Here is a 14457-nt window from a genome sequence, read left to right as displayed (position 1 = left end):
CTGTGACGCCGGTTTTACTGACCGGCGTCGGGCTCTTCCTCTGCATCGTAAAGCACTTCCAGAACGGCGCACCACGGATAACGTGAATCGTAGCTGTGACCGTCGGCTGACGCGATAGCGCCATTTGCGTCAGTCGGAACGTGCGTGAGTGTGACGGCGTCATCAATATTACCGCCGATAATGCTCAGCTGATGACCAAACGGCTGTCCGTTCTGCCCGGTTGCGACGACAATTCCACAATGCGCGGGGAAACCATACGATGTGGGAAGGCTTGCAAAGCGAACGGATTTGCTGCCGCCACGTCCGGTGCAGACGAGATCGCCAAGCTTGGGAACATAACTGCCCGGATCATGCGCCCGCAGGCCGCTCGACTGACCAGAGGCTGCTGCATTGATATAGGTCGAGTGATTGGGCGAGTAGGGAAACCGGTCGTTGGCTCCCGCGACACGCATGACATAGGAAATGAAAGCGGCTGACCAGGCGTAGTGACCGTCATGGACAAAGTTGAACAGCCTGCCATCGGCGTCATACTTCCCGCTCCACGAGGACTCGGTTTCCTGCGGATCCTGTCCGATCCACCAGTATTCGCCGACACGCTGCCACAGTCCGGGCGCACGTTCCGGCTTTACGCTGGCAACAGTGGGTTCCGGCCGAAGCTCGGGGTCATCGTCGTCGACCGGCATCCCGAACAGTCGCCATTCCCGCATGGAAATGGCCACGACATCCTGACGGTTGAAGGGCGTGAAGTTGCGGGAGGCGAAATCGGGCACGTGCGGATTGTACGCCAGAGGACCGGCTTCGTTTCTGTACTGTGCAACAGGTGTCTGCGCTGGCACCGGATTATTGCGTGGCTGGGACGCGCAGGATGTGGCTGCAAGAGCCAGAAGAAGCACAGAGGGCTTAAAGGCCGCGGTCTTGCTCATGCATATGCCAGAATTTTGTTCCGGCTCCCCGATTGCGTGAACACCGCGTGCCCACAGAGTGACGACTTCCGAACATGTCGTTCAGACCTGCTTACCGTCAAGTCACCTGAACCGAAAGATGAATAATCATGAGGTTAGCCGGATCTGACAGCCTTTTTAATCCAGATCCGGCGAAGACCTTTCCTTGCGTTGCTGCAAAGTGGTGCCGCCGTTACCAGCGCGAAACTGACAACGGCCATTCACTATTGGCTGGCCGTGTATGGGAAGAGTGACTGCAACCCCGCTCCACTTGCATCGCAGCAGCCACGTTCCGTTATCAGTCCTGTGACAAGCCGGGCAGGGGTCACATCGAAAGCAGGATTCGCGGCGGGACTATGCTCGGGAGTGATGCGGACTGCCTCTACACGCCCTTCTTTGTTGAGGCCGGTGACTGTAGTGACCTCAAGAGGGGAGCGTTCCTCGATGGGGATCTCTGTCAGACCGTTCTGAACACGCCAGTCGATGGTCGTGGAGGGAAGAGCGACCCAGAAGGGGACATCATTGTCGCGGGCAGCAAGGGCCTTGAGGTAAGTACCAATCTTGTTGGCGACATCCCCATCTGCCGTGACGCGGTCTGTCCCGACAATGACGATATCGACCTGCCCGTGCTGCATTAAATGACCGCCGGCATTATCCACGATCACAGTGTGCGGCACGCCATGGCTTCCGAGTTCCCATGCGGTCAGGGCGGCTCCCTGATTGCGGGGACGGGTCTCATCCACCCACACATGCACATCAAGGCCTTCGTCATGCGCCATATAAATGGGCGCCAGAGCCGTTCCCCAATCCACTGTCGCAATCCATCCGGCATTGCAGTGCGTCAGAATGTTGATTCTTTCTCCTGCCTTCTTTCTGTTTTTGATGTTGCGGATCAGCTCAAGGCCATGTCTGCCAATAGCCTCGTTCTGAGCGACATCTTCATCACAGATGAGACCAGCTTCCGCGTAGGCGGCTGCCACCCGATCCTGTGAGTTTATTGGCCGAAGTTTCTGAAGCATCCGCTCAATGGCCCATCGAAGATTGATGGCTGTCGGTCGCGTTGCCGCCAGCATGGACGCTTCACGTTCCATGGCTTCGTCACTTGCATCCACGGAAAGAGCCAGAGCCAGGCCATAGGCTGCGACAGCGCCAATCAGCGGAGCGCCTCTGACCTGCATTGTAATAATCGCATGTGCAACCTGCTCAGATGAAGAAAGATGCAGGATTTCCAGCGCGAAGGGCAGGCGTGTCTGATCAAAAATGCAGACAGTTCGGTGGTCTGTCGGATCTACCCAGACGCTTCGGTAAGGCACACCGTTTATTTTCATGGTTGCGTGATCCTGCGCAAGAAAGAGAGGTGCTGGAAGCATTAGCGTAGCAAGGCGGGTCTCACAAATTACATTCTGGCAAATGGCCGAAAACGATTTTGATAAATGGCCTTCTCTGGATAACGGAATATACGGGACACGATATGAAAAACACGCATACCGAGACAGCTTTGAAATCATGAGATGAAACAGAATGGAAACGATTTAAAACGTTTATTTATATTATTGGAGTTTTTGAATTTATGTATTCATTTTTCCTGTTTTTGGCTATGAGATCCAAGAGTGTTTTATTATGAAAACCAAAATATGGATATTGCAAAAGCCAATATAAATCTATATTGCGTGGCGGATAAATGGTGGGATACTGTCGTGCTTCTGGGTTATTCATAATATCGAATATCTCGCTTCATGATGATCTTACTTTGAAAACAATGCTTATAAAATCAACAGAGTCGTGAAAATGGCCTGTTGCGATACAAACAGGGTGAGACTTGGGATATGGCTAGAAAACCGACCAAAGAAGTCAAGACAGCGTCTACGGCTACACGACAGACATCAAGGCAGAAAGCAGAACCTGCGGCAGCAACAAAAAGACGCGCCAAAGCAGTTGCTGAAGAGCCCGTAGCGAAGCCCCGTGCAAAACAGCGTGTCGCTACAGCTACGAAAACGGTGTCAAAAACCACACCCAAGGCAGCTCCCAAAAAAGTAGCGGCTTCTGTTGCTGCGAAACCAGTCAGGAAGACTGCAGTGAAGGCCGTAGCGCCGAAAGCTGTTGCAAAAACACCGCGCGCCGCAAAGAGCGTGGCGAAGCCTGCTGGTCGGAAGCAGGCCGTCGTTACCAAACTGTCGGCCGTTGAAAAGCTGCGTATCACTCAGGAGACGCGGAAGCAGAAACGTCTGGATCGTCTGGCGGCTGAAAAAGAGAGCGCTGCGGCCAAACGACCGGCTTCACGCACACGGGCAACGGCTGGCCGTAAACCCCGCCGTTCCTGATATCTGACGGTTCATGAAAAAGCCTCTTTTCCGGCATGGAAAAGAGGCTTTTTCAGTTTAAGGGCTATCAAGTTCAGAAACTAAATATTCTTGCGGTAAGCATTTCCCGTGCTGGAGCGCGGAGCATTGTATGAACCGTTTTTGCCATAATGGTTTTTGTTTCCCGGGGGGGATAGCGAGGCCGTGAGTAGTTGCACAATGTGCTTCTGTGCGATCATGGCCTGCTGAAGCAGCGCTCGATTATTTTCGATTGTACGGTTTAATTTTTCGCTGGCGAGAGGCAATTCTTCCGAGCAGCATGGTTTTTCCGGGTCTTCGGATGCTTTGCGGCAATGGATGGTAAGATCGTTCAGTTGCGCCAGAACGGCTTCCTTGCGCTTGAGAAGGGCCATTACGGCAGGAACATTGCCCTCCTGCAAAAATGAATTCTCTTCTTCCAGCAAGGCGTTTGCTTTTTCGATGACGGCAAGAGCTTGATCCGTCATTTTTTCGATCCTTTTTCCTGCATTTCAAGCATCTGGTGATACACGGCCGGAGCGAGGCCCAGACCACCATTTTTCTCTATCTGTTTCGACATCTCTGTCGTCAGCATGGGGCGGAAGCTCGACTCTCCCACACCGCCGCCAAAGAAACCCTTGGACGTATCAATCGTATCGAACATCGGCTGGAGCATTTCGCCGATCGTCATCGCCTCAAAGTCAGAGGCGGTTTTCCATATTTTGGGATCTACCGTCTTCGTTTGCGATGAACTCTGCATCCCGTAACCGGACGGCGTGACGCTGGTGATTTCGTTGCTCATCGGACCTCCAGATCAGCTTGCAGGGCTCCATCCGCCTTGATGGCCTGAAGAATCGAAATCATGTCACGGGGACCGACCCCCAGTGCGTTCAGGCCAGAGACAAGATCGCTCAGGGCTGGACCGTTACGCAGTATGCCCAGCTTGGCGTTGTTGCCGTTATTGACGTTGATATTGGTTCGCGGAGCGACTGTCGTGGTGCCATTTGACATCGGACCGGGTTGCGACACTATCGGAGTTTCCGTGACCTGAATGGTCAGGTTACCCTGAGCGATAGCGACTGTGCTGATACGGACATCGTTGCCTATCACGATGGTCCCGCTGGCATCGTCCACAACGACTTTCGCCAGCGTATCAGGCTCAACCAGCAGGTCGCCGATCCGTGACAGCGCCGGAATGCTGTCACGCAATGTCAGATCGAGCGAAATGGTGCGTGGATCCATGACGCGGGCAATATGACCCACACTGTTATTGATCGCCTGCGCGATGCGGCCTGCCGTCGTGAAATCAGGGTTACGCAGTGAAAGATGCATCTGCTTGCGATTGGCGAGATCAACCGGGACTTCCCGTTCCACAACGGCGCCGTTGGCTATATGGCCGTTGGTCGGAATGTTATGGACTATGGAGGCGGCAGCCCCTCTGGCGCTGAAGGCGTTGGTCGCAAGAGAGCCCTGCGCAACGGCATAGATTTCTCCGTCAGCCGCCATCAGCGGAGTGACAAGCAGGGTGCCTCCCGTCAGATCCGTTGCGTCGCCGGTTGCGGAAACCGTGACGTCGATTCGGCCGCCACCATGAGAGAAGGCTGGCAGGTCAGCCGTCACCATAACGGCCGCCACGTCATGCGTCTGAAGCTGAATTTCACGATCACGGATATTCACGCCCAGTCGGTTGAGCATGCTGATGAGTGTTTCGCGGGTAAACAGGACGTTGGTCAGTTTGTCTCCGGTGCCGTGCAGACCGACGACAAGGCCATAACCAATAAGCTGGTTTGTTCTGACCCCTTCAAAATCGGCAATGTCCTTGACGCGAACAAGCGCCGCATTGGCGGCAAAAGACTGTATGAAAAGGAAGCCTGCCAGAAACAGGGCAGACAGAAGAGGAATTCTCTTCAAATGCTCCGCATCAGGCCTGCGAGAAAAAAAGGTCATGCCGCTCTTTGCCGCTCGTCAATGTTTCGAGCGCACACTATCGCCGCGAAGAGCAAACAATTCCTGAACGGGCGGCGGCAAAGCGTTGTTCCGAGCTTTGAAGCTGAACTGCATGGGGCCGGATTTGGATGAGCCCAGGGAGATGCAACGTGAACAGAATTGGCACGATTGGCTACGTGAGCCGCAGAAAACCCCAGACGCAGGTCAGGCAGTCAAAAGGTCTTTCTGCGTTTTCAGTGCCTTCTGAGCAGGAAGTTGTGAATGAACAGCCTGTGACATCCGTGGCCGCGCCCTGTCTTCTGTCTCTTCAGGAAAGCGAGCCTCAGATTCAGCCCCGTTCGGAGAGGCAGATGGTTGTTGAGTGGGGAGGGGAAGCTCTGGAGGCCCTGAAGAAACTTCAGGTCGCCTTTCTGGAGGGGAATGCCGGCACGATGACACTTCTCTCCGAACTGGAAGAAATTTCCGAACGCGCTCCCATGGCTCAGATTCCCGCTTTCAGGGAACTGGCCACGTCCATAAAAGTGCGTGTCGCCATTGAAGCGGCCAAAATGAAGCGGCTTGCCATGCGCAAAAAAGAACAGGAATGAACAAAGAAAAAAGCAGCCTGTCCTGACTCGCCGAAAAATTATGTGACAGGAATGTTTCAAAGAAAAAAGCGGATTCGTGCTTGGCTGCCTCAGCCCTCGCGGTTATAAGCCGCGCATTCGTCAGGGGGCTTTGCCTCAGGGAACGGAGACAATATTATGCTTACACTTCCTCCGGATTATGTGCCTTCTGAAAAAGAAGAGTTCATGAATCCCCTGCAGGTTGAATATTTCCGCCAGAAACTTGTGAAATGGCGCAATGAGCTGCTGAAAGAAGCTGGTGGAACGCTCGCCAGCCTTTCCGAGGGCGGTATTCACGAAGCCGACGTGACGGACCGCGCCAGCGTCGAGACGGACCGCGCCCTTGAGCTTCGCACACGTGATCGCGCCCGCAAGCTGATCGGCAAGATCAATCAGGCGCTTCTGCGTATCGAGAACAATGCTTACGGGTATTGTGAAGAAACCGGTGAGCCCATCGGGCTCAAGCGTCTCGAAGCACGTCCAATCGCCACCCTGTCGATCGAAGCGCAGGAGCGTCACGAGCGGATGGAAAAGATCCACCGGGACGACTAGGACCATGCGGGGAACAAAAAAATGTTCCCCAAAGATTTTAGGGGGTTGCCGTCATCGCATTCTGACGGTAGGAACCCACCCGCAGCGCTGCTGTAGCTCAGTGGTAGAGCACTCCCTTGGTAAGGGAGAGGTCGCGAGTTCAATCCTCGCCAGCAGCACCAGTTTCCTGCAAATCTCATGTTGATCGCTTTCTGAAATGCTCTCCTGAGTGTTTTGCGGCTCTGAAAACAGCAAAAAATATAATATATTATGCGGAAGTCATTTTGCCTGATCCGGGCACTTTGAACGCAACTCAGGCCTGTCATCATTCAGGATGGTTTGTCCCGGAAGTATTAAAGCGGTGAACGACACGTAATGCCCAGGGAAGCTCTGTCCATCCAGAAATCAGAATCATGTGACAGGTCCGGTCCGACGGACGACACCGCCACACGGACGCTTCTGAAATCTTTTCTCATCTTCATGCTGCCGGTTCTGATGGACTGTGTCCTGCAATCCATCGCAAGCACGATTGGCAACGTGTATATCGGCCGTCTGCTGGGCGCTGAAGATCTTGCGGCGGCAAGCACGTTCTACCCGTTGCTGCTGATTCTCGTTTCCTGTGGAGTGGGCCTCGGATCCGGGGCCAGCGTTCTTGTCGGGCAGCTCTGGGGGGCGGGCCATCCGGAGCGGGCTCGCGCCATGGCATCCGCCGCCGTGGCGGTCTCGATCGTGCTGGGCGCGGTTGTGGCGATCGCCGGGCAGTGGGCCGTGTGGCCTATGCTCCGCCTGTTCAGCGTGCCTGCCAACATCACCGATCATGCGGCGCAATATTGCCGGGTCTTTCTTGCTGGAACGCCAGCCTTGATTCTGGTGGTCACCGTAGCAATCACGCTGCGGGGAGCGGGGGATAACATCCGGCCACTCGTCATGATGGGTTTGCAGATCGTTGTCTCGCTCGTTGTGACACCTCTTTTGCTCACCACCTCCATGGGGCTTTCCGGAGCGGCTGTTACGGCCATTCTCGGATGGGTGCTGGCGCTTCTGCTGGCTGGCATATGGTTAAGGCAGTCCGGGCATGAGCTTGCTCCCGGGCTGGGGATGCTGAGGGAGATGGTGCCGGAACGGCAGGTTCTGTGGTCTGTGATCCGCCTCGGTTTTCCGGCCATGGTCGAAGTCGCCACGCAGGGGCTTGCGGAAATCGTTCTGGTCGGTCGTATCAACGGATTCGGTTCCGAGATGACGGCGGCGTACGGACTGTTCACACAGACCCTGACCTATATCGAATATCCGGGCATGGCTGTCGGCATAACGGTTTCTGTCATGTGCGCCCATGCCATCGGAGCACGGAATCCCCAGCGAGCCCGGGATGTCCTTCGGATCGGGTTTCTGGTCGGACTGATCATGACTGGCACGCTGGCAGCAATCGTCACGTTGATCCCGGAGACAGTATCGCTGCTGTTTACCTCAAACCCACATGTCATTGCGCTTGCGTCTCACGCTTTCAGATCCGTCATGTGGAGCGCAGTTCTTCTGTCTCTGGGTGGCGTGCTGGGTTCGGCCATGCGGGCAAGCGGTGATTCTGTCGCGCCAATGGCCATCATGCTGGGCTGCATTGCATTTGTGGAACTGCCTGCAGGCTATCTGTGTGCGCATTATTACGGTTCATGGGGTGTCTGGTTTGGCTATACGACCAGCTTCTCTGCGGTCTTTCTGGCGAGTGCGGCATATTGGGCCGTGCGCTGGCGGCATCGGTCATTGCTGCCCGTGCAATGACAATCTTGTGGTGGAAACCATTTTGTTAAGAATAGGTTAATCTGCTACGCTTCTAATATGTGACACGGCATTACGCGTCTAAGCCTAGAGGAACACGAAGCTTTTGGTTGCGAATGAGATAGTCGATCCGACAGAGCAGAAAGACGTCTCCCTGCGTCAGAAGTTCATCCAGGTCGTGGTGCCTGTTGCAACAGTGTTGCTTATCCTTCTGGCGATCGGCGGCATCGGCTGGCACAACTACCGCACCACGCGTGCGGGTGTGCTGAAGCTGACGCATGAGCTGTTGCAATCGGTGCAGCGTTATGTGGTGCAGGATGTTACCGGTTATATGGGCGCCGCCACGCTGGGCGGCTCATTTGCGCAGGACTTCATCAGTCATGCGCCTGTGGCTGTAACCCGGGGCGCGTTCTATTCCTACGGCGCTACGATGCTTCGGCTCGTTCCGCAGATTCAGTCCTATTACATGGGCGACCAGAATGGGGGTTTCCTGCTGGTTGAACGGGCTCCTGACGGAAAGGGCCTCGAATATACCGACCTGCAGATAGTCGGCGGAAAGACAGTTTTTCATCACGATTTCTATGATGAAAACGGCAAGAAAATCCGGTCTGACGAAAACCCTTCAGACAACTATGACCCACGCACCCGTCCCTGGTATCAGGGGGCCGTGGAGAAAAAAGGTTTTTCCTGGACGCCACCCACAATCTACGCGTCAACAAAACAGCTGGTTGTGACCGGCTCCGTACCTCTTGTGGGACAGGATGGGGTCCAGAGAGTTTTTGCGATCAATGTCTCGTTGAACGAACTCAGTGATTTTCTCGATGCACTGAAAATCAGTCAGAACGGCACAGCGATCATTCTGGACAGTAATGGCCGCATCATTGCCGGACATGGCTTTCAGTCCGTCGTCGAGCGGTCTCAGGGTGATCCGGCCAAGATGACGCTCGACCCTGCGACACAGGGAACCTTCAAACGGGTTTACGATACCTACCGGGTCCGTGGCGTCGGTTCTCATCCGTTCCGTTATGACGGCAAGAACTATATCGGCATGGCCCAGACATTGCCTGCGTCCGATCACTGGGTTCTGCTGATTGTTGCTCCTGAAAATGATTTCGCCAGCTTTGCGCGACAGAGTGGCCGGGAAAGTTTCCAGTTTTCCGTCATCATCATTGTGCTCGCAAGCGTGCTTGCGGCGCTTCTCGCTCGTCAGGGACGTCGCACGGAGCGCGTAACGAAAGAACTCAGGCACGAAAAAGCGCTGACGAATACGCAGACTGCCGCTCTGCAGCAGATCGCCGTCACGCCTGATCTCCTGAACGTCAACGGCGAGGCGCTCGCTCTGACGGAAGAGCTCGCCCACATCACCCGGGCGCGCAAGGCGTCCCTGTGGCGTCTGCTGCATGATGGTATGGCGCTGATCTGTGAAGACAGTTTCGACGCCCGACAGGAAACCCATTCCGGTGGTTTCGACCTGTCCCGCAAGGACATGGAAGATTTCTTCAAACTCGTGGATGCCGGAGTGCCTGTTACGGTGCCCGTGGCCGCACATGACGAGCGCACGGCTCCTTATGAGCGTGTTGTCATGCGCGACAGCGGCACGTCCTCTCTGATGCTCTATCCCATCCGGGGCGCCAGTGGTGGTCATGCGGATATTGTCGGCGTCATCACGATCGAAGATGCGCCCGATCCTCTCTCTGTGAGTTATTTTCTGGAGATTGTTGCGTCGATCACGGCCATCCGTTTCGCCGGCATGGCGGAGTTGCCTGAGCCGGACAAGATGTCTGGTTCAGACGCTTCGGCAGTTCAGAAACTGCCGCCGCCCCGCTTTGATGCGGCGCTTATGCAGGCGACGACAGCCAGCGGCGAGATCGGTCAGGGGATGTTCCCCAGTGTGGCGGTGATGGTCGTCACCTTCTCCGATCCGGTTATGGAAAACGGAGATGATACGTCTTCGCTTCTGCCTCTGATTGACCGGATCGCATCCGAGGTTCAGGAAATCGCCAAGCGGTACAGCCTGTTCTCCGTCAAGGTTGCGGGCCACCGACTGATCTGCGTGGCAGGCTGCACCAAGGAGCCTGATCCCACTGCGATCTGGAGAGTGGCCGAGGCGGCACTTGTGCTGCGTGAAGCCTGCATGTTGCTGCTGTCCTCCGCCAACATTGAGCCGATCTTCAGCATCGGCATGGATTATGGTCCCGCCATGGGCGGCGAGCTTGGCACTGATCCAAGGCTCTTCAATCTGTGGGGAGAAGCCGTCACTCTTGCGGAACTGATGGCGCAGGGCGCGCCGGACGTCGGCACGATTGAAGTGACGGAACGAGTGTATCAGGCGCTGCGGGAACATTATCTGTTCCATAGCCGTGGCTCATTCTATGCGCCGAGTGCCGGGATAGGGCGGGTTTACGTACTCGCAACAAGACGGTGACCGATAAGCCGACAGGGCAGGGAGGCCCACCTGAACCCCGCAAAGCCTCAGAAGGCATTCTGCCTGATGAAGCGGGCAGTCTGGCTCATGGGCTGGGTGTGCCACCGGAAACCTTCCATCCGGATGACGAGCCGCGGGACAATGATACGATTGGCGAGCGCATCGTCTATTTCCTTGGCTGGCTTGGCGCGCTGGTTCGTAAGCAGGTCTGGTTTCTGCTCATCATGCTGGGAACCATGTGGGGCGTGCTGCGCGAAAGCGTGCGTGGCAATTCCTGGCGGCGCACTGTCCGGTACGAATTCCAGCTGACTCTCTCTGATGTCGCGGGGAAAGGTCTTCTCAGCACTCTGGTCATGGGGTCCCTGACGGGTGTTGGTGTGGTGTCTCAGGCGATTTACTGGCTCGGTTTCGCCGGAATGGCCAAGATGACCGGTTCGGTTCTGGTTAGCGTCATTGTGCGGGAACTGGCTCCCATTCTGGTGGGTATCCTGATGCTGGGACGCAGCGGCATGCTGTCCCTTGCGGAAGTCGGAATGCTGGCGACAGGGGGACAGATTCGCTCCATGCAGGCTGAAGGACTTGATCCGTTCCTGCTGTTGGTATTGCCGCGAACGCTGGCCTTCACGGTTGCGGGTTTTACGCTCGGCATCATGTTCTCCATCGCGTCTCTGACGACGGGCTACATCATCAGCCGTGCATCCGGTGCGCTCTCGAACTCGCTGTTTTCGTTCTATTATGACGTGGTCACAGCCATGACACCGGCAGATTATCTGCTGATTCCGCTCAAATTTGTGGTTGTCGGATTTCTTGTCGGTCTCGGATGCTGCGTGAGTGGTCTGACAGCATCGAACGAAGATTCCCTACGGACGATGCTGCCGCGAGGCTTCTCCCGCGGCATCCTGATCGTGATGACGGTCAGTGTTCTTTTCAGCCTCAAGGTATGAGGAGGCCGGAAAGCATGTTTTCTCAGAGCTCCATTGTGCTGGTCTTTCCAGAAGTGAGAGACGCATGAAGCACCTGACCGGTCCCATGCTCGAGCTGGCCGATGCCACGCCGGTGTTCGATGAAAGCAGCCTGCCGCCGGTGCCGCTTTCCCTGCGGGTCATGGCGGGGGAGTGCGTCGTCATCGAAACGCGCGACATGTCGAGAGCGACCATGTTCGCCGATCTGTGTTCCGGCATGGTGCATCTCCGTCATGGAAATGCGCGTTTCATGGATATGGACTGGAACGATCTGGATGACCGGCACCGCAATGCTCTGCGAGGCCGCATCGGGCGCATCACCCGCAGGCCGGTCTGGACGGATCTGTTCGGCACCCATGTGGGTATCATGTTCAAGGAACTGCATCATACAACCGTGTCGGTGCAGGATCTGACAGGGGAAACGGCCCGTCTCTGCACCCAGTTCGGGTTGCCGGGCATCCCTGTTGAAACACCGCGCCGTCTCTCAAGCGCGGATCTGGTGAGGGCGTCCTGTGTTCGGGCGTTTCTGGGTCAGCCCCAGTTACTTCTGATCGAGGATCCTCTGGAGGGTAGTCCCGTGGATATTTCAGGAGCATTCTTTGAATGTCTGACGGAAGCACGCGACAGAGGGGCATCAGTCGTCTGGTTTGTCCGCGACACAAGTGTGTGGCAGCCCTATCGCAAAGCGGTCAGCGCCCTGTGGCGGCTGGCGGATGATGGTCTCTTAACGGTACGGATACGCTGATGTTTCAGGTCAGGTTACGGCAGAAAGGCCGCCCTCTTATTCATCTGCGCTATGCTGACGAGTGGGTGGGACTGCTTGTTCTCATCGCCATGGTGCTTTTCGCAGCGGCGGTCATCGAGGCCGGTGTGCTCAGTGACTGGCTCAGTCCGCCCGCCCGCCTGCGTGTCGTGCTTCCGGAAACCGGCGTTGGTGGTCTGACCGTGGGAGGTGATGTGCAGATTCTGGGTGCGCATGCGGGGACGATCCGCGCCATCAAGCTCAACCCTACGGGCGGCATGTATGCTCTGGTGGATCTTGATCCGCAGGTGGAACCGTTTCTGCGCCGTGACAGCAAGGCTGTCATCAGAAAAGCGTTTGTCGTGGCGGGAGCGAGCTATCTGGATCTGACCCGCGGCTCCGGTGAGGCGATGGACTGGAATTACGCCGTCATCAATGCGATCACCGAGCCAAGTCCGACGGACATGATCACCCAGACCCTGAAAGACATTCAGGCCCAGATCATGCCAGCACTGTCCAGCGCCCGTCATATGATGGCCCAGCTGGATGAAGCGATCACGGACATGCATGCAGGTAAGGGCAGTGTCGGCCAGTTGATGACCAATGATGATCTGGTGCGCAAATCCGAAGCAATGATCGTTTCGCTCAACGAGGTCATCAATCGCCTGAGGCCGGAAGAAGAGCAGCTCCGCGCCATCCTCAGCAAGACCGACACCACGATGGCCAACGTGAAATCCGCCACTCATGATCTGAAGAACGCCACGCCGAGACTGCCTTCCATCACCCGAAACGTGGATGAAAGCCTGTCCGATGTTCCGGCCATGCTCACACAGGCTCAGACAACGCTTTACAGCCTGCAGAAACTGACCGACCAGCTGAAAGGGCTGTGGCTGCTTGGCGGCCATCAGCAGAAAAGCAAAAACCGGCTGCCAGCCAGAAAGGTGGCGCCATGAAGAAAGTCTCCTTCATCGCAGCACTGCTGCTGTGCACGACGCTTTCAGGCTGCGCCAGTTCGTCAAAGGACGAGACGGTTCAGGATCAGGATGTGGCCTATCAGCAGGCCATGGACGCAGGCAGTCAGGCTCTGGCTATCGAGCGCTACTCCGTTGCGGAGAAATCCTATCGTGAGGCGACGCGGCTGGCTCTGCGGCGTGATGATGTGGGCGCTATTGGCGATTCTTCCTACAACCTTGCCGTCACGCAGCTTGCAGCGGATGAACCGTCAGATGCGCTTCAGACGGTGCAGAACGCCCGTTCCGCTCTGGCCATGCGTCAGGGGAACGAAGCCCACGCCGAGACGGGCGGCCTGCCTCAGAGCACGCATGGGGCGGAAACTGTGGAATCAGGCGCCGGTGCGCTCAGTCTCGTGGCCGCAGCGTCTGCCTTCCGCCTGAACGATCTCGGCACTGCCGCCCGTGAAGCCCGGGTCGCCACACAGTCGCCGGACACGGACGTCGCCCTGCGTGGCGCTTTTGTGAGTGGGCTTGTCGCAGCCCGACAGCACGATATGACCACTCTCATGGCGGCAATCGGGACCATCCAGTCAGCCAAAGCGCCGCAGTCAGCGGTACAGAAAGGGGATCTGGCGGAGCTTCAGGCCTGTTATTCCCTGAACAGCAATCCGCAGCAGGCCATGAGCCATGCGGCGGATGCTGTTTCCCTGCGTCGCGAGACGGGAGATTACAGGGCGATGGCCCGTGCGCTGGCGCTGGAAGCGCAGGCGGCGCGTCAGGCAGGGCAGGGACAGCGCGCGAACGAGCTTCTGGCTCAGGCCGCCCAGAGTCTCGGCGCAAGAGCCGGGACTGACTCAGACACTGATCCTCTCGCCGCACAATATATGCGTGAAGCCGGGTCCATGGCCCGCATTCAGCCTTTCAAAGCCCGGGAAACGACACCATGAAAAACACTATTCTGACGTCAGGTTCTGCTGGCTGGCGACGCTGGCTGATGCTTTTTGTACTGGCCTGCACCATTTCGGCCTGTGCCGATGATGACGCCGAAGGCAAGTATGGTTTCCATTCGAAGCATCATCATGGAAAGCAGCCACCCACCTGGTACAAGATTCCTGACAAGCAGCCAGCGAACTGAATAGCAGCTGTTCAGATGTCGCTTTTCTGAAAAGAGCGGCACCTGAAATTTCATCATGATTAAAGCGGTCAGCAAGGTGGTCTTGCGAGAGCGCTTTAAACGATAAAGCCGTTACCTGTTTGTTCAGG

General features: G+C 56.4%; 15 protein-coding genes and 1 tRNA gene. 11 read left to right on the top strand and 5 right to left on the bottom strand.

Going from position 1 to position 14457, the window contains the following annotated elements; all coding sequences use genetic code 11:
* Positions 1–14: 14 nt before the first annotated feature.
* Both GVI59_RS01080 and mtnA read right to left on the bottom strand, forming a co-directional pair.
* Positions 15–923 (bottom strand): DUF2272 domain-containing protein, encoded by a 909-nt coding sequence (locus GVI59_RS01080; RefSeq protein ID WP_173572451.1) that lies wholly within the window; start codon positions 921–923, stop codon positions 15–17.
* Between the two features lie 242 nt (positions 924–1165).
* On the bottom strand, positions 1166–2269 hold the full coding sequence (gene mtnA, locus GVI59_RS01075; protein WP_173572450.1) for an S-methyl-5-thioribose-1-phosphate isomerase: 1104 nt from the start codon (positions 2267–2269) through the stop codon (positions 1166–1168).
* 747 nt (positions 2270–3016) lie between these two features.
* Here mtnA and GVI59_RS01070 point away from each other — a divergent pair.
* Positions 3017–3262 (top strand): hypothetical protein, encoded by a 246-nt coding sequence (locus tag GVI59_RS01070; RefSeq protein WP_173572449.1) that lies wholly within the window; start codon positions 3017–3019, stop codon positions 3260–3262.
* A gap of 80 nt (positions 3263–3342) precedes the next feature.
* Here the strand turns inward: GVI59_RS01070 and GVI59_RS01065 are convergent, their stop codons facing one another.
* The 3 genes from GVI59_RS01065 to GVI59_RS01055 are packed head-to-tail and all read right to left on the bottom strand — an operon-like array spanning position 3343 to position 5206.
* Positions 3343–3747 carry a flagellar protein FlgN gene (locus GVI59_RS01065; protein WP_173572448.1) on the bottom strand — a complete coding sequence of 135 codons (405 nt, stop codon included), beginning with the start codon at positions 3745–3747 and terminating at the stop codon, positions 3343–3345.
* Positions 3744–4061, bottom strand: coding sequence for a rod-binding protein (locus GVI59_RS01060; protein ID WP_173572447.1), 318 nt, complete (start codon positions 4059–4061; stop codon positions 3744–3746). Before GVI59_RS01060 ends, GVI59_RS01065 begins: the two co-directional genes overlap by 4 nt.
* Complete coding sequence (locus GVI59_RS01055) at positions 4058–5206, bottom strand: flagellar basal body P-ring protein FlgI (protein ID WP_173572446.1); 1149 nt, start codon at positions 5204–5206, stop codon at positions 4058–4060. Before GVI59_RS01055 ends, GVI59_RS01060 begins: the two co-directional genes overlap by 4 nt.
* Positions 5207–5355: 149 nt before the next feature.
* Between GVI59_RS01055 and GVI59_RS01050 the strand changes: the two genes are divergently transcribed.
* The 10 genes from GVI59_RS01050 to GVI59_RS01005 all read left to right on the top strand — a co-directional run bounded on the left by GVI59_RS01050 (position 5356) and on the right by GVI59_RS01005 (position 14329).
* Entirely contained in the window at positions 5356–5793 is a 438-nt protein-coding gene (locus GVI59_RS01050; protein WP_173572445.1) for a flagellar assembly protein FliX, read from the top strand.
* Positions 5794–5949: 156 nt separating this feature from the next.
* Positions 5950–6363, top strand: coding sequence for an RNA polymerase-binding protein DksA (gene dksA, locus GVI59_RS01045; RefSeq protein ID WP_010666119.1), 414 nt, complete (start codon positions 5950–5952; stop codon positions 6361–6363).
* Positions 6364–6449: 86 nt separating this feature from the next.
* A tRNA-Thr gene (locus GVI59_RS01040) sits at positions 6450–6524 on the top strand.
* A gap of 193 nt (positions 6525–6717) precedes the next feature.
* Positions 6718–8115 (top strand): MATE family efflux transporter, encoded by a 1398-nt coding sequence (locus GVI59_RS01035; RefSeq protein ID WP_173572444.1) that lies wholly within the window; start codon positions 6718–6720, stop codon positions 8113–8115.
* 103 nt (positions 8116–8218) lie between these two features.
* Positions 8219–10537 carry a cache domain-containing protein gene (locus tag GVI59_RS01030; RefSeq protein ID WP_173572443.1) on the top strand — a complete coding sequence of 773 codons (2319 nt, stop codon included), beginning with the start codon at positions 8219–8221 and terminating at the stop codon, positions 10535–10537.
* Positions 10538–10617: 80 nt separating this feature from the next.
* Positions 10618–11481: an MlaE family ABC transporter permease gene (locus GVI59_RS01025; RefSeq protein WP_408736592.1), complete on the top strand. Its 864-nt coding sequence runs from the start codon at positions 10618–10620 to the stop codon at positions 11479–11481.
* 64 nt (positions 11482–11545) lie between these two features.
* Positions 11546–12244, top strand: a complete 699-nt coding sequence (locus GVI59_RS01020; protein ID WP_173572442.1) for an ABC transporter ATP-binding protein — start codon at positions 11546–11548, stop codon at positions 12242–12244.
* Positions 12244–13194 carry an MlaD family protein gene (locus GVI59_RS01015; RefSeq protein ID WP_173572441.1) on the top strand — a complete coding sequence of 317 codons (951 nt, stop codon included), beginning with the start codon at positions 12244–12246 and terminating at the stop codon, positions 13192–13194. The genes GVI59_RS01020 and GVI59_RS01015 overlap by 1 nt, the downstream gene beginning before the upstream one ends.
* Positions 13191–14141, top strand: a complete 951-nt coding sequence (locus GVI59_RS01010) for an outer membrane protein assembly factor BamD (protein ID WP_173572440.1) — start codon at positions 13191–13193, stop codon at positions 14139–14141. The genes GVI59_RS01015 and GVI59_RS01010 overlap by 4 nt, the downstream gene beginning before the upstream one ends.
* Entirely contained in the window at positions 14138–14329 is a 192-nt protein-coding gene (locus GVI59_RS01005) for a hypothetical protein (protein ID WP_173572439.1), read from the top strand. Before GVI59_RS01010 ends, GVI59_RS01005 begins: the two co-directional genes overlap by 4 nt.
* The last annotated feature ends 128 nt before the right edge of the window (positions 14330–14457 follow it).

The organism is Acetobacter sicerae, from assembly GCF_011516765.1.
Lineage (GTDB): Bacteria > Pseudomonadota > Alphaproteobacteria > Acetobacterales > Acetobacteraceae > Acetobacter > Acetobacter sicerae.
The sequence above is the reverse complement of the archived record's forward strand: the minus strand, read 5'-3'. Positions and strand labels throughout refer to the sequence as shown.

What these genes read in the sequence shown, in the direction of transcription:
- dksA (WP_010666119.1), top strand. Translation starts at nt 5,950, where the DNA reads ATGCTTACACTTCCTCCGGATTATGTGCCTTCTGAAAAAGAAGAGTTC.
- GVI59_RS01010 (WP_173572440.1), top strand. Translation starts at nt 13,191, where the DNA reads ATGAAGAAAGTCTCCTTCATCGCAGCACTGCTGCTGTGCACGACGCTT.
- GVI59_RS01080 (WP_173572451.1), bottom strand. Translation starts at nt 923, where the DNA reads ATGAGCAAGACCGCGGCCTTTAAGCCCTCTGTGCTTCTTCTGGCTCTT.
- GVI59_RS01035 (WP_173572444.1), top strand. Translation starts at nt 6,718, where the DNA reads ATGCCCAGGGAAGCTCTGTCCATCCAGAAATCAGAATCATGTGACAGG.
- GVI59_RS01005 (WP_173572439.1), top strand. Translation starts at nt 14,138, where the DNA reads ATGAAAAACACTATTCTGACGTCAGGTTCTGCTGGCTGGCGACGCTGG.
- GVI59_RS01020 (WP_173572442.1), top strand. Translation starts at nt 11,546, where the DNA reads ATGAAGCACCTGACCGGTCCCATGCTCGAGCTGGCCGATGCCACGCCG.
- GVI59_RS01060 (WP_173572447.1), bottom strand. Translation starts at nt 4,061, where the DNA reads ATGAGCAACGAAATCACCAGCGTCACGCCGTCCGGTTACGGGATGCAG.
- mtnA (WP_173572450.1), bottom strand. Translation starts at nt 2,269, where the DNA reads ATGAAAATAAACGGTGTGCCTTACCGAAGCGTCTGGGTAGATCCGACA.
- GVI59_RS01055 (WP_173572446.1), bottom strand. Translation starts at nt 5,206, where the DNA reads ATGACCTTTTTTTCTCGCAGGCCTGATGCGGAGCATTTGAAGAGAATT.
- GVI59_RS01015 (WP_173572441.1), top strand. Translation starts at nt 12,244, where the DNA reads ATGTTTCAGGTCAGGTTACGGCAGAAAGGCCGCCCTCTTATTCATCTG.
- GVI59_RS01065 (WP_173572448.1), bottom strand. Translation starts at nt 3,747, where the DNA reads ATGACGGATCAAGCTCTTGCCGTCATCGAAAAAGCAAACGCCTTGCTG.